Origin of the sequence: Streptococcus oricebi (assembly GCF_017883985.1) — a bacterium.
Classification (GTDB): Bacteria; Bacillota; Bacilli; order Lactobacillales; family Streptococcaceae; genus Streptococcus; species Streptococcus oricebi.
Genome location: NZ_PRDG01000001.1, coordinates 326,254 through 349,514, shown reverse-complemented (window position 1 = coordinate 349,514; position 23,261 = coordinate 326,254). Strand labels below are relative to the sequence as shown.

Here is a 23,261-nt window from a genome sequence, read left to right as displayed (position 1 = left end):
GAGCGGATTCGCTGGGAAGGTTTCTTTAAAAGATATATCGAACTAGTTGCATGACTTCAATAAAGGATTCGTCGTCTAATTCGGTAATTTTAGTCGCTTTCCTCGCTTTATAATCAAAGGTATAGACTTGCAAAGGGTTAACTGCACCGTCCACCTTATCCGAGACAATATCAATTAACAAATTTTGTTTACGTAATTTTATTTGTCCACGAGTAATGGGACAAACAGCTATTAAACCTGTTTGCTTATTATAGTTATCGTTTGATATGACCAAAGCAGGTCTACGCTTTTGAATTTCTCTACCAACAGCAGGGTCAAAATCAAGCCAGATAATATCCTGTTTTTGAGGTACATACTTAGAACTCACTATCTAGTAACCTCACTTCTGCAAAGTCATCTTCCATGGATAGATCGGTTATTCCGTCGAAAGGATTTTTCCTTTTTGGTGCTAGGATAAGCGTATCTCCCCTTCCTTTTTCAATGATGAATTCTTGACCAATTGGAATACCAAATTCTTTTGGCAATGTGACTGTGACAGAATTTCCTACTTTTCGTGTTTTAACTGTTGTCATTTTTTCTCTCCTATTACTTTTGGTATATACTAGTATATACTATTAAGGAAAAAATGTCAACTTCACTTCGTGCTTAACAGCTCCGCCATTTCCCAAAAAATATAGAAAGAAAAAGAAAATATGTCAGAACTACAAACTTCCCAGTCGCTCTATCAAGCGCTCTGGAATTCGGCGGATATTCTTCGCTCAAAAATGGATGCCAATGACTACAAGTCCTACCTTTTGGGCATGGTCTTTTACAAGTATCTGTCGGACAAGATGCTCTTTTTTGTGGCCAGGACCATGGAGGAGGAGACCGACGATTTAGCGCAGGCGCTTGAGCTCTATCGTGGCTACTATGAGGATCCTGAGACCCATGATGACTTGATTGAGGTTGTCAAGGACGAGATGTCCTATGCCATTGAGCCTGATTTGACCTTTACAGCTCTGGTACAAGAAATCAATGATAGCAGTTTTCAGCTGGAGCATTTGGCTCAGGGGTTTCGTAATATTGAGCAAGACGATGAGCTCTTTGAAAATCTCTTTGAAGATATTGACCTCTACTCTAAAAAGCTAGGAGCGACCCCGCAAAAGCAAAATCAGACTATTGCGGCAGTTATGAAAGAGTTAGCAGAGTTAGAGGTGGCAGGGCATGCTGGAGATATGCTGGGCGATGCTTATGAATATCTGATTGGTCAGTTTGCGACCGACTCGGGCAAAAAAGCGGGTGAGTTCTACACGCCCCAGCCTGTAGCCAAGCTCATGACCCGGATTGCCCTTTTAGGACGTGAAGATAAAAAGGGCTTTACTCTCTATGATCCGACTATGGGTTCGGGCTCTCTGCTTCTCAATGCCAAGAAATACAGTCATGAGCCTAATACGGTTTCTTACTTTGGCCAGGAGCTCAATACCTCGACTTATAACTTGGCGCGCATGAATATGATTTTGCATGGTGTCCCCATTGAAAATCAATATTTACACAATGCCGACACCCTAGATGAGGACTGGCCGACGCAAGAGCCGACCAATTTTGACGGTGTGCTGATGAACCCTCCTTATTCTGCCAAATGGTCGGCAGATAGTGGTTTCTTGCAGGACCCCCGTTTCTCGCCTTTTGGTAAACTAGCTCCCAAGTCCAAGGCTGATTTTGCCTTTCTCTTACATGGCTATTATCACCTCAAGCAAGATGGTGGTGTCATGGCCATTGTCCTGCCTCATGGGGTGCTTTTTCGGGGCAATGCCGAAGGGCTGATTCGCAAGCACTTGCTAGAAGAAGGGGCGATTGACACGGTCATTGGCCTGCCAGCCAATATTTTCTTCAATACCAGCATTCCAACAACGGTTATTATCTTGAAGAAGGACCGTAAGGAGCGTGATGTCTACTTTATTGATGCCTCTAAGGAATTTACCAAGGGCAAGAATCAAAACATCATGGAAGAGCGTCATATCGAGAAGATTTTAGCAGCTTATCAGAGTCGGGAAAATATGGATAAATTTGCCTATCTGGCGACTTTTGAGGAGCTTATCGAAAATGACTACAATCTCAATATTCCTCGTTATGTCGATACCTTTGAGGAGGAGGAAGTCGAACCTCTAGCGGATATTGCAGGCAAGATTAATGAGACCAATGAAACCATTGAGCAAAAGACAGCAGACCTCTTGGGTATGCTGGGTCAGCTTAAGGGAACTAGTCCAGAAGCAGAAGCGGACTTGGCTAGTTTTATAGAGCGCTTTAAGAACTAGCAGAAAATTTTTAGGATAGGGAGAAATAATATGTTTATGAAAATCAGATGGTTGGTGCAGTTTTGTGCCCTACTGACTCTTTTAGTAGTTCTTTTTATAGCAATTGTATTTTCTTTTACCCCCTCAAAAGCAGCAAGTCAGCCATTCTACAAACTAGTTGTGATTGTTTTGGTGTCTTGCTGGGGAATTTGGGAAGCAGGTAAAAGACTTTTACGGGCAGTTAGAGAATTTGTCAAAATGGAGAGGCTTATTCGCGAATTGCATCCAGAAGTTAATGGCAGTTTAGCCAAGCTACGTCGGCAAGCACCGCTATGGGATAAAAAGTTGAAACTTTTTGCGACAGATAAGGTCATCGTTTCCTATCATATTTTTATCACTTGTATTGATAAACAAGATTTGCAAAATCTAAGCTATTATTCCCAGTATCTAAAAGGTTGGAAGCATTATATGAGTGCAGACTTTTACAATGGCGAAGACGTTACCTTTCGTTTAGGAAATTCCATTTGGGGCAGAGACCCGGATGTTCAAGCAGAGCTAGTTAGAAATTTCTTAAGGCGCAATACCCAACTAGACCATCCAAGCCCAGTTAGCGATTCCATCTTTGAAGTGGATTAGTAGTTGTAAACAGGAGGAAGAAAATGAAAATTGTTTCATTTACAGATAGCCATCTTTCATTTTTTAAAGACTGGCAGAAAAACATGGTCTCTTATGGTTTAAAAGCCGGTTTGGGCCAGCTTTTACTGAGTGAGACGGGAACCTCGATTTTCTATGATTTAGGCAATTTTCTCTTCTTAGCAGGATCAGTTGATGCGCGATTTTTTATTGAATACTACCAGAAATATGGCTTTGAAAATAAAATCCTAATTTCTGAAGAAAAAGCCTGGCAGAATTTTTTGGATAAGCAGCAGGACTTACGCCGTTTTGAGCGCTATGCCTTTTCTGGTAAAGTTGATATGGATAAAACAAAACTAACAAAATTGGTTCAGAATTTACCAGAAAAGTATGAGTTACAGCCAATCAATCAAGTTTTGTATAAAGATTTGGGAGCAGAAGTCTGGTCTCAAGATTTGCAAGGTGATTTTAGCGACTATGACCAATTTGTGGCCTGCGGTGGTTTTGGCTTTGCCCTTTTAGATCAGGGAAAAATCATTGCCGCCATTACAACAGGCCTGGTTTATGGTCCTGCTGTTGAAATCGAAATTGCGACCCAAAGCGACTACCAAAAGCAAGGTCTAGCCAAGATTTTAGCAGCTCAGTTCCTATTAGAAGCAGACTTGCGTTCAGTCGTCCCCTTATGGGATGCGCATAATGATGCTTCGCGAAAAATCGCCCAATATCTTGGCTATGACTGTTTAGGAGCTTATCCAGCCTACGAGCTGATAAGAAATGAGTAAGGAGATAATAATGCAAGCAAAAGAAATGTGGGCAGCCTATAAGAAAATCAAGCCAGAGATAGGCGATGAGCTAGACGCCTGGTCCTTTGGAGTGGAGGCTGATAGCTTAGCCGACCTGGTCCTGCGTGGTCAAAAGACAGCTACTGCCTCTAGCTATGACCTCTATGCAGTGGACGGGGAGCCCCTACCACAAGCTGGGACTTTCGATGTCATCTTGGACAGTCAAGGCGAGGCCATTTGTATCGTGGAGGTCACCAAGGTTACCGTCCTGCCTTTTCATCAAGTATCAAAGGAGCATGCCTTTAAAGAGGGCGAGGGGGACAAATCCCTGACCTATTGGCGAGAGGTGCATCGCTCACTCTTTAGCCTCTGGCACAAGGAAGCGGGTCTGTCCTTTACCGAGGACAGCCAAGTCGTTTTAGAAGAATTTCGCAGGGTTTATCCGCTCGATAAATAATCACAGAATCTGTTAGAAATAGCAGATTTTTTTGTATAATTTCTTGATTTTTACTATTAGATATGTTACTATTAGTAATATAAAGGATAAAAGAAAGTGAGGCAAGGGATGAACAAGATTATTTTAGGTCTCTTGATGTTCAAAAGGTTGACCATTTATGAAATTCGTGGTCTGATTAGAGAAAATTTTTCTTCCATTTGCAGCGACAGCATGGGCAGTATTCAGGCGGCGCTTAAGAAGCTAGAGCAGGAGGGTCTGGTAACTTTTGAGGAATTTGTCCAAGCAGGAAAAAATAAAAAGCAGTATGCCATTAGCCAAGCGGGGCGCAATACTTTTAGTCAATGGCTGCGAACGCCGATGGACGTAACCAGAACCAAAAATATGGATTTGAGCAAGTTCCTCTTTATGGGGCTGGTGCCAGCCGAGGAACGTTTGGACCTTCTAGATAAGGCTATTGAAATGATTGAAAAGGAGCTAGCAGCTTTGCTCCAAGTCAAGGAAAATATAGCAATCGAGGCAGAACAAAATGCCATTCAAGCCTATCTCAAGGCTGATGAGGAATATTTGGCGGCCTTGCATGAAGTGACTGGCAATGAAAATACAGCTGAGAATATTCAGCAAATCGGATACTTTGAGTTTATGACCCTGCAATTAGGGATTGATACTATGAAATTTCATCTAGATTGGTTTAGGAAATTGCGTGAAAAGATTCAGCAGGGAGATTGGACGATGATGATTGATTAAAGGAGGAAGGAAGTTCGCGCAATGCTCTCATTTTTCGACATTTTACAAGCAAAACGATATTTTTTGATTTGAAAATTAGTGCAGACTTTAGAAAGAGCACGCTAGTGGCTTTCGTTTCCTGACAGCGCTCTAGGCGCTAGACAGGAAGCAGTCTGCGAACGGGCTTTGTATCTTGGAACTGAACACACCCTAAAAACTTCGGAAAAAGATAGATTTCCTTGTGTGCAAGCACACGGCGTCAATCTCCTATTTTTCTCTCGTTTTCTTAACGGGCTTTGTATCTTGGAACTGAACACGCCTAAAAACTTCGGAAAAAAGATAGATTTCCTTGTGCACAAGCGCACGACGTCAATCTCCTATTTTTCTCTCGTTTTCTTAACGGGCTTTGTATCTTGTAATTGAACACGGGCTAAACGCTGTGTAAAAAAGATGAATGCTCCTAGGAACTGAGGTTCCGTCGTCTCATTCCCTATTTTTACTTTGCGTTTAACGCCCTTTGTATCTTTCTTATGGAGGTGATTTTATGTTGACGATAAGAAAAGCAATCGAGGCAGACCGCAGGGCGCTGGTTTCCTGCTTGCTAGAGGCTTTTGAGTCGGATTTTGCGCCCTTTATCAAGCAATTTGGCAGGGATTTTGTCATCCAATTTTTGGAAAAAGTTCTGGTGCTGGACCGCTTTTATATCGCTGAAGTGGACGGAGAGTTGGCGGGCACTTTAGCCTTAACCAGCGCCAGCCACCGTGCGGTTTCAATCGATAAGAAAGAGCTGAAAAAATCCTTTGGTAGGCTAAAAACCTTCTTGCTCAGCATGACCTTCAAAGAATTTGAAGAAGCCCTGCCATTTCCTGCAACGACCGGCTTCTTTGAGTTTGTAGCGGTGAAAAAGTCCTTTAGAAGACAAGGTCTTGCCAGTCAGATGATGAGGCAGGTAATGGAGCTGGCACCCTATAAAGACTATGTTTTGGATGTAAAAGACAGCAATGTTTCCGCCATTTCTTGCTACCAAAAATTAGGTTTCAAGGAATTTGCCCGTAAACCGAAATCGAGATTTACGCGGCAAAAAGACTTTAAAGAGCTGATTTTAATGGAATATCTGCCCGGTGCAAGCGGCAGGGCGGATGTCTTTACTAGCTGATATAAAGTGCCAAAAGTAAAAAAGGAGGTGCTATGATGAACGATTTGCAAAGAACTAAAAGAAATGTCCTTATTTTTTCGATTTTTGTCTTACTTTGTGGCTGGATAGGCGTGCTGGTGGACCTGCTGACCAATCAAGCCCATTATCAAAATGTTGGAACCTTGGCTGGTCAAGGAACACCGGGTATGGGGATTTTTATTGCCAGTCCCTTGCTCATGGTGCTTATTCTAAGGACCTTTGCTGGCGACGGTTGGAAAGACGCGGGGCTCAAGCCTAGATTTTGGCAGCATAAGAAATGGTACTTGCTGGCTTGGCTCATTTATCCGGTAGTGACGGGTCTGGTACTCCTTACTGGGCATCTTGCTGGGGCTATCACCTTTAGCTCCTCCATGACTCTGGCAGCTTATGTTAGCCTTTTCATCGGGCAGTTAGGCATTCAGCTTATCAAAAACTTTTTTGAAGAGTCTGTCTGGCGGGGCTATTTGGCTAGCAAACTCCTAAAATTTTCATGGAGCGACTGGAAGGTTTATCTGGTCTTAGGACTCGTCTGGAATTTCTGGCACCTGCCCTATTATCTAGTTTTCTTGTCTCCTTCTGAAATTGAAGCAACCATTCCTTTGGGAAGGTTGGCTTTTGTAGCCGTTGCAACGATTTGTGTCCTCTGCTGGACCATCATGTATGTGGAAATTTACCGAGCGACAAAGTCTATCTGGCCCTTGGTTTTCATGCATGCTATGGAAGACGCAATCATCAATCCCCTGCTAATCTTCAAAATCGTACAGGTTAATCCTCAATGGAGTTTCATCTTCTCACTTTCAGTAGGAATGTTACCAACACTTCTTTATCTCTTTATCGGTCTTTACTTGAGAAGAAAGAGATTGAAGAAGGAGGCCAGTTTATAAATTAGAACAAGCAGTCCATCTAGGATTGCTTGTTTTTCTGAAGGGGGATAAATTTCGTCTCTCAAGCGATTGTAGATAGAGGTAGGGCCTGTTAGGCTTCTAAATTCTAGCTCCGCTTTTGGGGCTTCCTAGATGACACAAACTGGGCTCTTTTTTCCGCAGGCTTTCATAGTCAACTGGGCTGGAGGATAGCGGCTCTTAAAATTGGACAGAAATCAACTTGTGACGGCCTTTAACTATTAACAAAGATTAAGAAAAATGCTATAATGAGGTGATATTATTTTTAATAAAAGGAAGTATCTATGACAAATTACGCAATTATTTTGGCAGCGGGTAAGGGTACCCGTATGAAATCAGATTTGCCAAAAGTTCTTCATAAGGTGGCTGGAATCTCAATGGTTGAGCACGTTTTTCGCAGTGTTGGGGCTATTGAGCCTGCAAAGACTGTAACGATTGTTGGCCACAAGGCTGAGCTAGTCGAGCAGGTCTTGGCTGGTCAGACCGATTTTGCTAGACAGACCGAGCAGCTAGGGACCGGCCATGCGGTTATGATGGCTGAACCAGCCCTAGAAGGCCTAACTGGTCAAACTCTAGTCATTGCTGGGGATACTCCCTTAATCACTGGGGAGAGCTTGAAAAATCTGATTGATTTTCATGTTAACCACAAAAATATTGCGACCATTTTGACTGCCGAGGCTGAAGATCCTTTCGGCTACGGTCGGATTGTCCGCAATGAGCAAGATGAGGTCCTAAAGATTGTCGAGCAAAAGGATGCTTCGGACTTTGAAAAGCAAATCCGGGAAATCAATACAGGAACCTATGTCTTTGACAATGCTCGGCTCTTTGAAGCGCTGAAAAATATCAATACTGACAATGCCCAAGGGGAGTACTACATTACCGATGTTATCTCTATTTTCCGTCAAAATGGGGAAAAGGTGGGTGCTTACACCCTCAAGGACTTTGATGAAAGTCTGGGTGTCAATGACCGGGTAGCCCTTGCGACAGCTGAAGAAATCATGCGCCGCCGAATCAATAAGGAACACATGGTCAATGGGGTTAGCTTCCAAGATCCAGCTAGCACCTATATTGATATTGATGTTGAGATTGCGCCAGAAGTTCGTCTGGAAGCCAACGTGACCCTCAAGGGGAAGAGCAAGATTGGTCGGGCTAGCCACTTGACCAACGGGACCTATATCGTGGACTCCATCTTGGGCGAGCATACCGTTATCACCAATTCTATGATTGAGGAGTCAGAAGTGGCAGATGCGGTTACAATCGGTCCTTATGCCCACATTCGTCCGGGTTCCCACTTGGCTCAGGCTGTCCATGTCGGCAACTTTGTAGAAGTCAAGGGCTCTAGTCTGGGTGAACGGACCAAGGCTGGTCATTTGACCTATATCGGCAATTCCGAGGTCGGTAGTGATGTCAACTTTGGAGCAGGAACCATTACGGTCAACTATGATGGTCAAAACAAGTACAAGACCCTGATTGGGGACAATGTCTTTGTTGGCTCTAATTCAACCATTATTGCCCCAGTTAGCCTGGGAGATAATTCTCTTATCGGTGCAGGTTCTACTATCAACAAGGATGTTCCGGCCGATGCAATCGCTCTTGGTCGGGGACGGCAGGTCAACAAGGAAGACTATGCCAAACGCCTGCCCCACCACCCAGTTAATAAATAAAAAGCCTATGGAATTTGAAGAAAAAACAATCAAGCGAACCGAAATCTTTTCTGGCCAGGTCGTCCATCTAGTAGTAGACGATGTCCAGCTGCCCGAGGGCAAGGGCCAGTCCAAGCGTGAGTTGATTTTTCATAATGGAGCGGTGGCGGTAATAGCTGTCACGCCCGAAAATAAGCTGATATTGGTCAAGCAATACCGTAAGGCCATCGAGGCGACTAGTTACGAAATTCCAGCTGGTAAGCTAGAGGTCGGCGAAAATGCGGATCCCAAGGCTGCGGCCCTTAGAGAGCTAGAGGAAGAAACTGGCTATACAGCTGACTTGGAGCTGGTCTATGACTTCTATACGGCTATCGGCTTTTGCAATGAAAAAATCAAACTCTACTCTGCCCAGGACCTGATCAAGGTTGAAAATCCCCGTCCCCAAGACGAGGACGAGACCTTGGAGCTCTATCAGGTCAGTCTGGCGGAGGCCAAGGAGCTCTTGGCCAGCGGTCAGATTTGTGATGCCAAGACCATTATGGCCCTTCAATATTGGGAAATGAAGGAAAATTTGAAGAAATAAGGAAGGTGGGCTCATGGGTAAACCTTTGTTAACAGATGAAATGATTGAAAGAGCCAATCGAGGAGAAGCCATCTCGGCTCCCCCTCTCAGAGATGAGGAGGAGACCAAGGTGATTCCCACTCGCGCTCAAACCTTTGGCTATGCCTCACCCCAGGCAGGTCCTAGCTACAGCCAGGAAACCTTGCAAATTGAGGTTGAGCCGACAGTCACCAAAAGTCGACGGATTGAAAATCAAAAAAGAGGAGTCTTTCAGGCCAAGCTAAATAAGATTTTGCTTGCAGTTGTCCTGCTCATCTTGCTTTTGATTGCGGCCATTATCTGGCTTTAAAAGGAGAAAACCATGAAAATTGGAATTATTGCGGCCATGCCCGAGGAGTTGAAAATTCTCCTGGAGCAGCTAGAAGATGCCAAGAAACATTTGCGTTTGGGTCAGGTCTATCATACAGGCTATCTGGGTCGCCATGAGGTGGTCCTAGTCCAAAGTGGGGTCGGCAAGGTCATGTCAGCCATGAGTGTAGCGGTCTTGGTCAATGATTTTAAGGTGACCGCTATTATCAATACAGGTTCGGCCGGAGCGGTTGATTCTAGTCTGGCTATTGGTGATGTTGTTCTGGCCAATCAGCTGGTCTACCACGATGTAGATGTGACAGCCTTTGGCTATGCCTATGGCCAGATGGCTGGTCAGCCTCTTTACTTTGAGGCCAGTCGCTATTTTATAGCTGAGATGAAAAAGGTCCTAGAAAGCTCCCATCAAAAGAGCCACCTGGGTTTGATTGCCACAGGGGATAGCTTTATTGCTGGTCAGGAAAAAATAGAGCAGATTAAGGAGCATTTCCCTCAAGTCCTAGCAGTAGAGATGGAGGGGGCAGCTATTGCCCAGGCAGCTCATTCTATCGGCCTGCCCTTTATGGTCATTCGGGCCATTAGCGATACAGCTAGTCACGATGCCAATATTACCTTTGATGAGTTTATTTTAGAAGCGGGCAAGCGCTCGGCAGAGACCTTGCTGGCCTTTCTACAAGTTTTGGTTTAGGAGTTTATTTTTATGGATAAGGAAAGTTATTTTGACGGAGGCTTGCTGTCTTATATCGGCCATTTCTTGCTGGCTGTCTTGGTAAGCTTCTTCACTTTGGGGATTTGTGCTCCTTGGGGCATGTGCCTACTTTATAATTGGAAAATCAAGCATACTGTGATTGATGGCCATCGTCTCTATTTTGATGGAACAGCTATGCAATTATTTGGCAACTGGATAAAGTGGTGGCTACTAACCATTATCACCTTTGGTATTTATGGTTTTTGGCTCCGGATTAAACTGACCCAGTGGATTACCAAGCATACTCATCATTTGAATTAAAAATCGCACCCTTGGGTGTGATTTTTTAGTGGAAATTTTTCTTGAATGCAGTCTGAAAAGGGTTGAAAAAATGAAAGAGTTTACATTTTCAGAGATTGTGAGTTAATTGTTTTAATTTTCTATATATTTTAAATTTTCTATTGAATTTTTCTCAAAAGATGATAAAATATAGGTATTAACTTGGAGGAGGATTAAATTGACTCAGTATAAAAATTTAATCAACGGAGAATGGAAATCTTCTGAAAACGAAATTACGATTTCATCTCCGATCAATAACGAAGTACTAGGAACTGTACCAGCCATGAGTCAAGCAGAGGTTGACTTTGCTATGGAAAAGGCGCGGGCAGCCCTGCCAGCTTGGCGGGCCTTGTCAGCTGTGGAGCGGGCAGCCTATCTGCATAAGGTAGCTGATATCTTAGAGCGAGACCAGGAAAAAATTGGTAACATCTTGGCCAAGGAAGTTGCCAAGGGTATTAAGGCAGCCATCGGGGAAGTAGTCCGGACGGCTGACTTGATTCGCTACTCAGCAGAAGAGGGGATTCGGGTACATGGTCAGGTTATGGAAGGTGGCGGTTTTGAAGCTGCTAGCAAGAAGAAACTGGCCATGGTTCGCAGAGAGCCTATCGGTGTGGTTCTGGCAGTTGCTCCTTTCAACTATCCGGTCAACCTATCTGCCTCTAAGATTGCCCCAGCCCTAATCGGGGGAAATGTGGTAATGTTTAAGCCACCAACCCAAGGTTCTATCTCTGGTCTCTTGCTGGCCCAAGCTTTTGCGGAAGCAGGCCTACCAGCCGGTGTCTTTAATACCATTACTGGACGCGGCTCAGAGATTGGTGACTACATCATCGAGCATAAGGAAGTCAACTTTATCAACTTTACGGGCTCCACACCAATCGGTGAGCGGATTGGCCGTTTGGCTGGTATGCGCCCAATTATGCTGGAATTAGGAGGCAAGGATGCAGCCCTGGTCCTTGAGGATGCTGATTTAGAACATGCAGCCAAGCAGATTGTTGGAGGAGCTTATAGCTACTCTGGTCAGCGCTGTACAGCCATCAAGCGGGTTATTGTCCTAGATAGTGTGGCAGATAAGCTAGCAGCTTTGATCCAAGCAGAGGTGGAAAAATTAACAGTGGGAGATCCCTTTGATAATGCGGATATTACCCCAGTTATCGATCAATCTTCGGCCGACTTTATTTGGGGCTTGATTCAAGATGCCCAAGATAAGGGGGCTAAGGCTTTGACCCCAGTCAAGCGTGAAGAAAATCTGATCTGGCCTGCCTTGTTTGATCATGTCACCCTGGATATGAAACTAGCCTGGGAAGAGCCCTTTGGTCCTGTCTTGCCTATTATTCGTGTGTCCTCGCTTGAAGAGGGAATCGACATCTGTAACCAGTCAGAGTTTGGCCTGCAATCATCAGTCTTTACCAATGATTTTCCCAAGGCCTTTGAGATTGCAGAAAAGCTGGAAGTCGGTACAGTCCATATCAATAACAAGACCCAACGTGGTCCAGATAACTTCCCATTCCTAGGGGTTAAGGGATCTGGAGCAGGAGTCCAAGGGATTCGCTACAGTATTGAAGCGATGACTCAAGTGAAATCAATCGTTTTTGACGTGAAATAAAGAAGAAAGGCGGCTTTGTGCGGCCTTTTTTCCTATACTTTTTAAGGTCTCTCCAAGGACAAGCTTGAGCTGGGAAAACGGTCTCCCCACTAATTGACAGGAATAAAATTCCTATAAGGATATAGGCAAAGGGAGTCAAAAAAAGACAAAAGTAGTGATTTAGTCTTTTTTGGCCAGGTCTTTGAAATAACGTTCGGTTTTTGTAAATTTCATACTAATTTTAGAAAATTGCTTGAAAAATAATCGAAAAAAGGGTAGAATAATTATATGTAGAAAACGCTTACAAAAAGAAGGTGATTGAATGGATAACAATGAAGCATTAAGAACCTTTACTACAGGGGAAAACTTCCACTTGCAGCATTATCTAGGCGCTCATCGGGAAGAAAGGGACGGAAAGACTGGTTATACTTTTCGTGTCTGGGCTCCCAATGCGCAAGCGGTGCATTTGATTGGAGATTTCACCCAATGGTATGAGGGACAGATTCCAATGACCCGTAATGAAGCGGGGGTTTGGGAAGTCTTTACGGACCTGCCTCAGGAAGGAGATATTTACAAGTACAATATCAAACGAAGCAGCGGCCAGGAAATTCTCAAGATTGATCCACTAGCCGTTTATCTGGAGGAGCGTCCTGGTACAGGGGCGGTCATTCGGACCATTCCTGAGAAAAAGTGGCGGGACGGTCTCTGGCTGGCTCGCAGAAAGCGGTTAGGTTTCTTCTCAAGGCCGGTCAATATCTATGAAGCCCATGCCGGTTCTTGGAAACGCAATGAAGATGGCAGCCCTTATAGCTTCAAGCAACTCAAGGAGGAATTGATTCCTTATCTAGTTGAGATGAACTATACCCACATTGAGTTTATGCCCTTGATGGCCCATCCTTTAGGTTTGAGCTGGGGTTATCAGCTCATGGGCTACTTTGCGCTAGAGCATAGCTATGGAACGCCAGAAGAATTTCAAGACTTCGTTGAGGAATGTCACCTCAATAATATTGGGGTAATCGTTGACTGGGTGCCTGGTCACTTCACCATCAATGATGATGCCCTGGCCTATTATGATGGAACTCCGACCTTTGAGTACCAGGACCATGACCGGGCCCACAATTACGGTTGGGGGGCGCTCAACTTTGACCTAGGTAAGAACCAAGTCCAGTCCTTCTTGATTTCTAGTATCAAGTTTTGGATTGACTTCTACCACTTGGACGGGATTCGGGTTGATGCGGTCAGCAATATGCTCTATCTAGACTATGATAGCGGTCCTTGGCAACCAAATAAGGATGGGGGCAACCGTAACTACGAGGGTTACTATTTCCTACAAAGGCTCAATACTGTGATTAAGCTAGCCCACCCTGATGTTATGATGATTGCTGAGGAGAGCTCAAGCGATACCAAGATTACGGGTATGAGGGAGCTAGGCGGTCTAGGTTTTGACTACAAGTGGAATATGGGCTGGATGAATGATATCCTGCGCTTCTACGAGGAGGATCCGATTTACCGCAAGTATGACTTTAACCTAGTCACCTTTAGCTTTATGTACGCCTTCTCAGAAAACTTCCTCCTTCCCTTCTCTCATGATGAGGTAGTCCATGGTAAGAAGAGTCTGATGCACAAGATGTGGGGAGACCGCTACAATCAGTTTGCTGGTCTACGCAATCTCTACACCTATCAGATTTGTCATCCAGGGAAAAAATTGCTCTTTATGGGTAGTGAGTTTGGCCAGTTCTTGGAATGGAAGTCCGAAGAAGCCTTGGAATGGGGCAACCTAGAGGATGATTTGAATGCTAAGATGCAGCGCTTCACCTCGCAACTCAACCAGTTTTACAAGGAAAATCGTCCCCTCTGGGAGCAAGATTTGTCCTATGATGGTCTAGAGATTATCGATGCAGATAATACAGACCAGACTGTTCTTTCCTTTATTCGCAAGAGCGAAAAAGGGGAACTCTTAATTTGTGTCTTCAATATGGTGCCAGTAGAGCGTAAGAACTTTACAATTGGTGTTCCTGTGGCAGCTGTTTATGAAGAAGTTTGGAACACCGAATTAGCAGAATGGGGAGGTGTGTGGCAGGAACACAATCAGACAGTTCAGTCTCAAGCAGGACTGTGGAAGGACTATCAGCAAACCTTGACCTTTACTTTGCCAGCTTTGGGGGCAAGTATTTGGAAGATTAAGCGCCGCTTAAAAACCAAGCAGGTCGGTAAAACATCTAAATCTAAAAAAGATATTAGTTAATATAAAAGGAGCAGAAAATGAAGAATGAAATGCTAGCTTTGATCCTTGCCGGTGGGCAAGGAACACGTCTCGGAAAGCTCACACAGAGCATTGCCAAACCAGCAGTTCAATTTGGTGGACGTTATCGGATTATTGATTTCGCCTTGTCAAACTGTGCGAATTCTGGGATTCATAATGTTGGTGTCATTACCCAGTACCAACCTTTAGCACTCAACAGCCATATTGGAAATGGCTCTAGTTGGGGTCTTGATGGCATCAACTCCGGTGTCTCCATTCTCCAACCTTATTCTGCTAGCGAGGGCAATCGTTGGTTTGAGGGAACGAGTCACGCTATTTTCCAAAATATCGACTATATCGATAGTATCAATCCTGAGTATGTCCTTATCTTATCAGGGGACCACATCTACAAGATGGACTATGATGATATGCTGCAATCTCATAAGGACAACCATGCCAGCCTAACCGTTGCGGTCCTGGACGTTCCATTGAAGGAGGCTAGCCGTTTCGGAATTATGAATACGGATGCTAGCAACCGGATTGTTGAATTTGAAGAAAAACCAGAAAAGCCAAAATCAACCAAGGCCTCTATGGGTATCTATATCTTTGACTGGGAACGCTTGCGCAAGATGTTGGTAGCTGCCGAAAAGAGCTCGGTGGATATGTCAGACTTTGGTAAAAATGTTATCCCTACCTATCTGGAATCAGGGGAAAGTGTCTATGCCTATGAATTTGAAGGCTACTGGAAGGACGTTGGTACCGTAGAGTCTCTCTGGGAAGCCAATATGGAATATATCGATCCAGACAATGCGCTCGACAGCCGCAATCGTCATTGGAAGATTTATTCTCGTAACTTGATTTCACCACCAAACTTCTTTGGTGACAATGCTGAGGTAGAAGATTCGCTGGTTGTGGACGGCTGCTTTGTAGATGGAACAGTCAAACACTCTATCCTCTCAACGGAAGCTCAGGTCAGAACAGGCGCTCTTGTTGAAGATTCTATTATCATGAGTGGAGCCATTATCGGTCATGGTGCCAAGATTAAACGGGCCATTGTCGGTGAAGGAGCAGTTATTTCAGACGGCGTAGAAATTGACGGAACAGATGAAGTCCAAGTAGTTGGATACAATGAGAAAGTGGGGGTACCATCAGATGAAGATTGATAAATATTCAGCGATTTTAGGAAACACAGTCGGTTTCCACGACATGGCTAGCTTGACAGACCAGCGTCCGGTGGCTAGCTTGCCCTTTGGTGGTAAGTACCGTTTGATTGACTTCCCCTTGTCCAGCCTAGCTAATGCAGGGATTCGGAGCGTCTTTGGTATCTTCCAGCAAAATAATATCAGCTCTGTCTTTGACCACATTCGTAGTGGACGGGAGTGGGGCCTATCCACCCTTTTGAGTCACTACTATCTGGGGATTTACAATACGCGCGTGGAAAGTAGCACGGTTGGTAAGGAATACTATGACCAACTCTTGACCTACCTCAAGCGCTCAGGAAGTGATCAAACCGTTGCCCTCAACTGTGATGTGCTCATCAATATCGACCTCAATCAGGTCTTCCACCTACACAGTACGACAGACCAGCCGATTACTGTGGTTTATAAGAAGCTAGGTAAGGAAGATATCTCTGATGTCAATGCTGTTTTGGACATCAGCGAGACCGACCATGTCCTGTCCCACCAATTATTTGACAAGGACTTGGACCAAAAACTCTACAATATGTCAACAGATATTTTTGTAGTGGATACAGACTGGTTGATTGAAAAGCTAGAAGTAGAAGCACAGAAGGATAATCCTGAAAAACTGCGCTATGTCCTGCGTGACTTGGCCGCTCAAGAAGGAGCCTTTGCTTATGAATACACTGGTTACCTAGCTAATATCTACTCTGTGCCTTCTTACTTCAAGGCTAACTTGGACATGCTAGAATCGCAAAAATTCTACTCCCTCTTTTCACCTAATCAAAAGATTTATACCAAGGTTAAAAATGAGGAGCCAACCTACTATGCACCGTCATCCAAGGTTTCTCGCTCACAATTTGCCTCTGGTAGCCTGGTTCGAGGCGAGGTGGAAGGCTCTGTTGTCTCCCGTAATACCAATATCGCAGAAGGCAGCAAGATTAAGCACAGTGTGCTCTTCCCTCGGGTCAATATCGGCAAGGACGCTGTTGTGGAATATGCGATTGTCGATAAGAATGTCGAAATTGGAGAAGGAGTAACCGTTAGGGGAACCGCTGAACATCCAATCGTTCTCCAAAAAGGTCAAAAGGTAACAGAGGATTTGATTCTATGAGAGTTTTATTTGTAGCAGCAGAGGGAGCACCATTTTCAAAAACCGGTGGTTTGGGAGACGTTATTGGCGCTCTCCCTAAATCTCTGGTCCGTAATGGGCACCAGGTAGGGGTTATTCTACCCTACTATGACTCGGTTGAGGCAAAGTTTGGTGATCAGGTGGAAGATCTCTTCCACTTTGAAGTCAAGGTCGGTTGGCGCAGCCAGTATGTGGGGCTGAAGAAGATTGCCTTAGACGGGGTTGACTTTTACTTTATTGACAACCAGCATTATTTCTTCCGCGGACATGTCTATGGTGACTTTGATGATGGAGAACGCTTTGCTTTCTTCCAACTAGCAGCAGTTGAGGCTATGGAGCGGATTGACTTTATTCCAGATGTGCTCCATGTTCACGACTACCATACAGCCATGATTCCTTTCTTGGTTAAGGAAAAATATCGTTGGATTCAGGCCTATCAAGGCATTAAAACAGTCCTGACTATCCATAATCTGGAATTCCAGGGTCAATTTTCTGACAGCATGCTCTGGGACCTCTTTGGGGTTGGCTATGAGCGCTACGAGGATGGAACCCTGCGTTGGAACAACTGTCTCAACTGGATGAAGGCAGGGATTCTCTATGCAGACCGGGTGACTACCGTTTCCCCTAGCTATGCTCATGAGATTATGACGCCAGAATTTGGTTGTGGGCTGGATTTGATTCTCAGAATGGAGTCTGGCAAGGTATCAGGTATTGTCAATGGGATTGATACCGATATCTATAATCCAGAAACGGATAAACTTCTGCAATATCATTTTAGCAAGGACGACTTGACCGGTAAGGCAGAGAGCAAGCGAGACCTGCAAGAAAAGTTGGGTCTGCCAGTTCGGGATGATGTTCCTCTGGTGGGGATTGTTTCACGCCTGACCCGTCAAAAAGGCTTTGACTTGGTCGTTGATGAATTGCACAATATGCTGCAAGAAGATGTCCAGATTGTCCTTTTGGGGACCGGAGACTGGTCCTTTGAGCAGTCCTTTGCCTGGTTTGGCCATGCCTATCCGGACAAGCTATCAGCCAACATCACCTTTGATGTGACCCTGGCTCAGGAAATCTATGCGGCCAGCGATATTTTCTTGATGCCTAGTCGCTTTGAACCTTGTGGTCTGTCACAGATGATGTCCATGCGCTATGGAACCCTGCCTCTGGTACACGAGGTCGGTGGTTTGAGAGACACTGTTGAGGCCTATAATGTCTATACAGGTCAGGGAACAGGCTTTAGCTTTAATAACTTTTCTGGCTACTGGCTGACTTGGACCTTCAAAGAAGCGCTCAGTCTATATAGTCAGGATAAGGAAGCATGGAAATCTCTTCAAGAACAAGCCATGGACAGAGATTTCTCTTGGGATACAGCCAGCTTGGCCTATAGCCAGCTCTATGATTCCCTTTATTAAAGAGATGAGTTAAAAGTTAGTGGATAAGAGCAAGACCAGGGGCTAATCGCTTCTAGGGTCTTCTCTTATTTGCTGGACTTTTGACTTTTTGGTATCTGCCTTCTTTTCCTACTTAAGGAAAGGCCTAAAACTCTAGACTATCTAGGTCAATAGCCAATCTTGATTTTAGAGGAGTAGCTAGAAAAGATAAAAACAGCCCAGGGAGAAGGACCGCTAATCAGTTAGCTAGGAGAAGGAGACTGCTTTTACAGTTTCAGAAGTAGTGAAAGGATAGCTCAGCAACAGTTAGGAAGTGAGACAAATGGAATTAACTAAGGAAAAATTTATTCGTGATTTTAAGGATACTCTGCACGAGGAGCAGCTGATTAAGGTTGTAGATGCGACTCCGGCAGAGCTTTTTCAAGCTCTGGCTCGGACCATTCGGAAATACATTACCCCCCTTTGGCTGGACAGACGAAACAAACTGATCGATAGCCAGCAAAAGACGGCCTATTACTTCTCAATCGAATTTTTGCCAGGCCGGATGCTGGAAACCAATCTTTTAAATCTGGGCATTCTTGATTTGGTCAAGGAGTCCTTGGCTGATTTAGGGGTGAATTTTGCAGATGTAAAAAATGCCGAGCACGATATGGCCCTAGGAAATGGTGGCCTGGGCCGTCTGGCCGCAGCCTTTATGGACTCCCTAGCCAGCACAGGCTATCCAGGTTTTGGAAATGGGATTCGCTACCGCTATGGTCTCTTTAAACAAAGGATTGTGGACGGTTATCAGGTAGAAATCCCAGATGACTGGTTTGGTAGTCTAGGAAATGTCTGGGAAACCAGAAAGGACCATGACATTGTTGACGTCAAGATTTACGGAAATGTCTACCTCAAGGCCAATGAAGAGGGACGGGTTTCTCCTGTCTATGAAAATTCTCGGACCTTGCGGGCGGTGCCTTACGATGTTCCCCAGATTGGTTTTGGTAATGATAATGTCAATAACCTCCGTCTCTGGGATGTGGAGATTCCAGAAGAGTATGAACTGGACTATCCGACCATTGAGGACCGACGTAAGATTATGGATATTACGGCTATTCTCTACCCAGATGATTCGAGTTATGAGGGCAAGGAGCTGCGCCTGATTCAGGAATACTTTATGACCAGTGCGGGTCTGCAAACCATTATTCAATCCTATCTCAAACAGGGTCTGCCGCTCAAAGACATCCATCAGAAAGTCTCTGTCCATATCAATGATACCCACCCAGCGGTAGCGCCGGCAGAGTTTATGCGGCTTTTGCTGGACAAGTACCATTTGGAATGGGAGGACGCTTGGCAGGCGACCGTTCAGACCATGAGCTATACCAACCACACCATTCTCTCTGAAGCCTTGGAAAAATGGGATGCTGAGCTCTTTAAGAATGTTCTGCCTCGGGTTTACCAAATCATCCTAGAGATTGACAACCGTTATGTGGCTGAAATGGCCAAGCGAGGAATCGAGCCAGAAGTGATTGAAAATACACGGATTGTCAAGGATAATCAAATCCACATGGCCCACTTGGCCATTATCGGTGGTCACTCTATCAACGGGGTAGCTAAGCTACATACCGAACTGCTCAAGGAAGATACTTTGAGAGACTTCTATGCTATCTATCCTGAAAAGTTCAATAATAAGACTAATGGAATCGTCCAACGGCGTTGGTTGCAGATTGCTGACGAGCCTTTGTCTAATGAGCTAGATAAGGTGATTGGTAATGGTTGGCGGACCGATATTCACGAGCTTCGTAAACTCTTAGACTATCAGGATGACAAGCAAGTTCTAGCAGACTTTTATCAAGTCAAGCAGGAGGCCAAGGCACGCTTGGCAGACTTTATTAAGGAGTCTACCGGAGTTGAGGTATCGACTGAGGCTATCTTTGACGTTCAGGTCAAGCGACTCCATGCCTATAAGCGCCAGCTCTTAAATCTGATGCACATCATCAAACTTTACTGGGATTTAAAGGACAATCCAGACAAGGATATGGTGCCTCGGGTCTTTATCTTTGGGGCCAAGGCTGCTCCTGGCTACCACTTTGCCAAGTCAGTTATCAAGTTGATTAACGAGGTAGCCAATCTGGTCAACCATGATGAGAGTCTAAAAGGCAAGCTCAAGGTTGTCTTTCTAGAAAATTATCGGGTCAGCCTAGCCGAACTCATCATTCCAGCAGCAGATGTCTCCGAGCAAATCTCCCTAGCCTCCAAGGAAGCTTCTGGTACTTCTAACATGAAGTTTATGATGACAGGGGCCATTACCCTGGCTACACTGGATGGGGCCAATATTGAGATTAAGGACGAAGTGGGCGATGATAATATTGTCATTTTTGGAATGGACAAGGATCAGGTCTATGACCACTACCAACGCCATGACTACTATTCACGAGGCCTCTATGAAAGCGACCCGGTTATCCGTCGTGTCGTAGATAGCTTTGTCAATGGAAGTATTCCAAATGTCCGTGAAGAAGGATCAGAAATCTATGAAGCCCTGATTACCCACAATGATGAGTACTTCCTCTTGGAAGACTTTAAGGCCTATGTGGAGGCTCAAGAGAAGATTGACCAACTCTATCGCGACAAGGATAAGTGGGCTAAGATGAGTCTCATCAATATTGCCAAGTCTGATAAGTTCACATCAGATGATACCATTGAGCAATATGCCCAAGAAATTTGGAAGTTAGAGAAGTAGGTGACAAGGGGCAGGCTGGCGAGTACTCTTTATCTGAGAGTGTGATGCTAGCCCTGTCCCTCTTTTCGATGGCTAGGCCCTAAGGACCTAAGTTTTCTGGCCTTTACTAGATCCTTGCTAGTCCAGCCAGGCTCGAAATAATGAGAAGAAGTTGGAAGGGGTGGTAGCCCAGGCTTGGGTTTCTGGCCCCTAGCTCTAACTTATCTAGTGACTTTTCTTTCGTGATGGGAGCAAAGTCTAGCCGGAAAAGCTAGGATAAACGTGTTTTTTGAGAGGGAACGAAAGCGGGTCTTATCCTTGCCATATTTATATTGGTCTTAGTTTTTGAGGTCAAAGAGGGGAGGGGATTTGAGCTTTTTCCCTAAATTATAAAGAAAAGACTTTAAAACGTTTCCACTGCTTAAAAATATTTGACAAAAGCAATTTTTAGGACTAAACTAAGTAAGTAAAAATTTTTAAAGGAGAATTCACGATGAATTTAACATTTTTTGGACTTTGTCTTGCCTGTATGGGGGTTTCCATTGCGGAAGGTATGCTTATGAGTAATCTTTTCAAATCAGCAGCCCGTCAGCCAGAGATTATCGGTCAATTAAGAACATTTATGATTATGGGTGTTGCCTTTATTGAAGGTACTTTCTTTGTAACCTTGGCTATGTCATTTCTACTTAAATAAGAACAGAAAATTTTTCATCTTTAGAAAAGGAGGGGAGTTCGTTGGAAGAAAGTGTAAATCCAACCGTTCAGTTAGGTCCTGTGACCTTTAATTTGACCCTGCTTGCCATGTCTCTTTTAGCTGTTCTTATGGTTTTTGCCTTTGTCTATTGGGCCAGTCGCAAGATGACCCTTAGACCCAAGGGAAAGCAGAATGCTTTGGAGTATCTCCTGGACTTCGTGCTAGGCTTTACCAAGGAAAATATCGGGAATAAATACATCAAGAATTATTCGCTCTTTTTATTTTCCCTCTTCCTCTTTTTGGTTGTGGCCAATAATCTTGGTCTCATGGCCAAATTGCAAACGACCAGTGGGGAAAATCTTTGGACATCACCGACAGCCAATATTGCTTTCGACTTAGCCATGTCTTTCTTGATTACCTTGATTTGCCATGTGGAAGGCGTTCGGCGCCGGGGTGTCAAAGAATATCTAAAGGCTTTTGCGACACCTGTTGGGATGACGCCGATGAATATCTTGGAGGAGTTTACTAACTTTGCTTCTCTGGCCTTGCGGATTTACGGAAATATCTTTGCCGGGGAAGTCCTATCAGGTCTCTTGGTGACCCTTGCCAACCTAGCATTTTACTGGTATCCACTAGCATTCGGACTAAACTTAGTGTGGACAGCCTTTTCTATTTTTATTTCTTGCATTCAGGCCTATGTTTTCACCATGTTGACATCCATGTATCTGGGCAAGAAAATCAATGGAGAAGAATAAAGAGAAAGGAGTGAGATAAATGAATATAACCATCGGTGAATTGATTGGAAACTTTATCCTTGTGGCCGGATCCTTTCTTCTTTTGCTTGTCCTCATCAAAAAATTTGCTTGGGGTAACATCACCAGCATTTTTGAAGAGAGAGCTAAAAAGATTTCTGACGATATTGATCGGGCCGAAGAAGCTCGCAAGCAGGCAGAAGAAATGGCTCAAAAGCGGGAAGAAGAGTTGGCGGGAAGCCGCAAGGAAGCAAGTACAATTCTGGAAAATGCCAAGGAGACCGCTGATAAAAATAAGGCGACTATCCTGGCTGATGCAGCAGCAGAAGCAGGGCGCTTGAAGGAAAAAGCCAAGCAAGAAGTCGCTCAAAGTAAGGTCGAGGCCTTGACTAGTCTTAAAGGAGAGGTGGCTGACTTGTCGGTAGAGCTAGCCAGCAAGATTTTGGCTCAAGAACTGGACGAGGAAGGTCATAGTCAGCTGATTGATCGCTATATTGACAAGCTAGGAGACGCGTAATGGATAAGAAAAGCTATGCCTTGATTGAAAAATATGCGCTTCCGTTTGTTCAATTGACCTTGGAAAAGGGGCAAGGAGACCAGGTTTTTGGTCTATTGGAGCAGATGAAGTCCATCTGCCAAGAGACCCAGTTGCCTGATTTTTTGACCAAGCTAGGTCCGACCAAGGAAGAAAAGGCCAAGTGCCTGCGTCTTTTTCAGCCGACGGGCTCGCAACTCGTTGACAATTTGCTCAATGTATTGATTGAGAATGATCGGGAAGACTTGTTTTATCCGATTCTGGTGGATAGTTTGAGCAAGTTGGAGAAGATTAGCAATGAGTTTCAAGTGACGCTCAAATCGAGCCGGGCCCTGTCAGAGCAGCAAAAAGACCGTTTGGCTCCTATCTTGGAAGAAAAGATGGGCTTAAAGGTCCGTTCTTTCAAGGAAGAGCTCGATCCTAGTCTGATTGGTGGCTTTGTAGTCACAGCCAATAACAAGACAATTGATGCTAGTATTAAACATCAATTACAAAGAGTAAAAGAAAATCTGAAATAG

The 23,261-nt window shown here is 44.5% G+C and carries 24 protein-coding genes; 22 read left to right on the top strand and 2 right to left on the bottom strand.

Going from position 1 to position 23,261, the window contains the following annotated elements:
* Nucleotides 1-25: 25 nt before the first annotated feature.
* Together C4K46_RS01605 and mazE are read right to left on the bottom strand one after the other, a co-directional pair.
* Nucleotides 26-367, bottom strand: coding sequence for a type II toxin-antitoxin system PemK/MazF family toxin (locus C4K46_RS01605; RefSeq protein ID WP_209626686.1), 342 nt, complete (start codon nt 365-367; stop codon nt 26-28).
* On the bottom strand, nt 357-572 hold the full coding sequence (gene mazE / locus C4K46_RS01600; RefSeq protein WP_209626684.1) for a type II toxin-antitoxin system PemI/MazE family antitoxin: 216 nt from the start codon (nt 570-572) through the stop codon (nt 357-359). Before mazE ends, C4K46_RS01605 begins: the two co-directional genes overlap by 11 nt.
* A gap of 120 nt (nt 573-692) precedes the next feature.
* Between mazE and C4K46_RS01595 the strand changes: the two genes are divergently transcribed.
* The 22 genes from C4K46_RS01595 to C4K46_RS01490 all read left to right on the top strand — a co-directional run bounded on the left by C4K46_RS01595 (nt 693) and on the right by C4K46_RS01490 (nt 23,261).
* Complete coding sequence (locus tag C4K46_RS01595; protein ID WP_209626683.1) at nt 693-2,294, top strand: type I restriction-modification system subunit M; 1,602 nt, start codon at nt 693-695, stop codon at nt 2,292-2,294.
* 30 nt (nt 2,295-2,324) lie between these two features.
* The gene (locus C4K46_RS01590) at nt 2,325-2,909 is read left to right on the top strand and encodes a hypothetical protein (protein ID WP_209626680.1); all 585 of its coding nucleotides are present in this window, start codon (nt 2,325-2,327) and stop codon (nt 2,907-2,909) included.
* 23 nt (nt 2,910-2,932) lie between these two features.
* Nucleotides 2,933-3,688 (top strand): GNAT family N-acetyltransferase, encoded by a 756-nt coding sequence (locus tag C4K46_RS01585; protein ID WP_209626678.1) that lies wholly within the window; start codon nt 2,933-2,935, stop codon nt 3,686-3,688.
* Nucleotides 3,689-3,698: 10 nt separating this feature from the next.
* Nucleotides 3,699-4,145: an ASCH domain-containing protein gene (locus C4K46_RS01580; protein WP_209626677.1), complete on the top strand. Its 447-nt coding sequence runs from the start codon at nt 3,699-3,701 to the stop codon at nt 4,143-4,145.
* A gap of 108 nt (nt 4,146-4,253) precedes the next feature.
* Nucleotides 4,254-4,889, top strand: a complete 636-nt coding sequence (locus C4K46_RS01575; RefSeq protein WP_209626675.1) for a PadR family transcriptional regulator — start codon at nt 4,254-4,256, stop codon at nt 4,887-4,889.
* 523 nt (nt 4,890-5,412) lie between these two features.
* Nucleotides 5,413-6,024 carry a GNAT family N-acetyltransferase gene (locus C4K46_RS01570; protein WP_209626673.1) on the top strand — a complete coding sequence of 204 codons (612 nt, stop codon included), beginning with the start codon at nt 5,413-5,415 and terminating at the stop codon, nt 6,022-6,024.
* A 32-nt stretch (nt 6,025-6,056) separates the two neighbouring features.
* Complete coding sequence (locus C4K46_RS01565; protein ID WP_245335099.1) at nt 6,057-6,926, top strand: CPBP family intramembrane glutamic endopeptidase; 870 nt, start codon at nt 6,057-6,059, stop codon at nt 6,924-6,926.
* A 302-nt stretch (nt 6,927-7,228) separates the two neighbouring features.
* Complete coding sequence (gene glmU / locus C4K46_RS01560) at nt 7,229-8,608, top strand: bifunctional UDP-N-acetylglucosamine diphosphorylase/glucosamine-1-phosphate N-acetyltransferase GlmU (RefSeq protein WP_209626672.1); 1,380 nt, start codon at nt 7,229-7,231, stop codon at nt 8,606-8,608.
* 7 nt (nt 8,609-8,615) lie between these two features.
* Nucleotides 8,616-9,170 (top strand): NUDIX hydrolase, encoded by a 555-nt coding sequence (locus C4K46_RS01555; RefSeq protein ID WP_209626670.1) that lies wholly within the window; start codon nt 8,616-8,618, stop codon nt 9,168-9,170.
* Nucleotides 9,171-9,183: 13 nt separating this feature from the next.
* Nucleotides 9,184-9,498, top strand: a complete 315-nt coding sequence (gene macP, locus C4K46_RS01550; protein ID WP_209626668.1) for a cell wall synthase accessory phosphoprotein MacP — start codon at nt 9,184-9,186, stop codon at nt 9,496-9,498.
* 12 nt (nt 9,499-9,510) lie between these two features.
* Nucleotides 9,511-10,203, top strand: coding sequence for a 5'-methylthioadenosine/adenosylhomocysteine nucleosidase (locus C4K46_RS01545; RefSeq protein WP_209626666.1), 693 nt, complete (start codon nt 9,511-9,513; stop codon nt 10,201-10,203).
* A gap of 12 nt (nt 10,204-10,215) precedes the next feature.
* Entirely contained in the window at nt 10,216-10,524 is a 309-nt protein-coding gene (locus C4K46_RS01540) for a DUF898 family protein (protein WP_209626664.1), read from the top strand.
* Between the two features lie 196 nt (nt 10,525-10,720).
* A complete protein-coding gene (locus tag C4K46_RS01535) occupies nt 10,721-12,145 on the top strand; it encodes an NADP-dependent glyceraldehyde-3-phosphate dehydrogenase (RefSeq protein WP_209626662.1) in 1,425 nt (474 codons plus the stop codon).
* Between the two features lie 301 nt (nt 12,146-12,446).
* Entirely contained in the window at nt 12,447-14,369 is a 1,923-nt protein-coding gene (gene glgB, locus C4K46_RS01530; RefSeq protein WP_209626660.1) for a 1,4-alpha-glucan branching protein GlgB, read from the top strand.
* Nucleotides 14,370-14,386: 17 nt separating this feature from the next.
* Complete coding sequence (locus tag C4K46_RS01525; RefSeq protein ID WP_209626658.1) at nt 14,387-15,529, top strand: glucose-1-phosphate adenylyltransferase; 1,143 nt, start codon at nt 14,387-14,389, stop codon at nt 15,527-15,529.
* Nucleotides 15,519-16,658, top strand: coding sequence for a glucose-1-phosphate adenylyltransferase subunit GlgD (gene glgD / locus C4K46_RS01520; RefSeq protein WP_209627113.1), 1,140 nt, complete (start codon nt 15,519-15,521; stop codon nt 16,656-16,658). Before C4K46_RS01525 ends, glgD begins: the two co-directional genes overlap by 11 nt.
* A complete protein-coding gene (gene glgA, locus C4K46_RS01515; RefSeq protein ID WP_209626656.1) occupies nt 16,655-18,085 on the top strand; it encodes a glycogen synthase GlgA in 1,431 nt (476 codons plus the stop codon). The genes glgD and glgA overlap by 4 nt, the downstream gene beginning before the upstream one ends.
* Before the next feature lie 301 nt (nt 18,086-18,386).
* Entirely contained in the window at nt 18,387-20,783 is a 2,397-nt protein-coding gene (locus tag C4K46_RS01510) for a glycogen/starch/alpha-glucan phosphorylase (protein WP_209626654.1), read from the top strand.
* A gap of 472 nt (nt 20,784-21,255) precedes the next feature.
* Complete coding sequence (locus C4K46_RS01505; RefSeq protein ID WP_209626652.1) at nt 21,256-21,456, top strand: F0F1 ATP synthase subunit C; 201 nt, start codon at nt 21,256-21,258, stop codon at nt 21,454-21,456.
* A gap of 41 nt (nt 21,457-21,497) precedes the next feature.
* Nucleotides 21,498-22,211 (top strand): F0F1 ATP synthase subunit A, encoded by a 714-nt coding sequence (gene atpB, locus C4K46_RS01500; protein WP_209626650.1) that lies wholly within the window; start codon nt 21,498-21,500, stop codon nt 22,209-22,211.
* A gap of 19 nt (nt 22,212-22,230) precedes the next feature.
* Entirely contained in the window at nt 22,231-22,725 is a 495-nt protein-coding gene (gene atpF / locus C4K46_RS01495; protein WP_209626648.1) for a F0F1 ATP synthase subunit B, read from the top strand.
* Nucleotides 22,725-23,261, top strand: a complete 537-nt coding sequence (locus C4K46_RS01490; RefSeq protein ID WP_209626646.1) for a F0F1 ATP synthase subunit delta — start codon at nt 22,725-22,727, stop codon at nt 23,259-23,261. Before atpF ends, C4K46_RS01490 begins: the two co-directional genes overlap by 1 nt.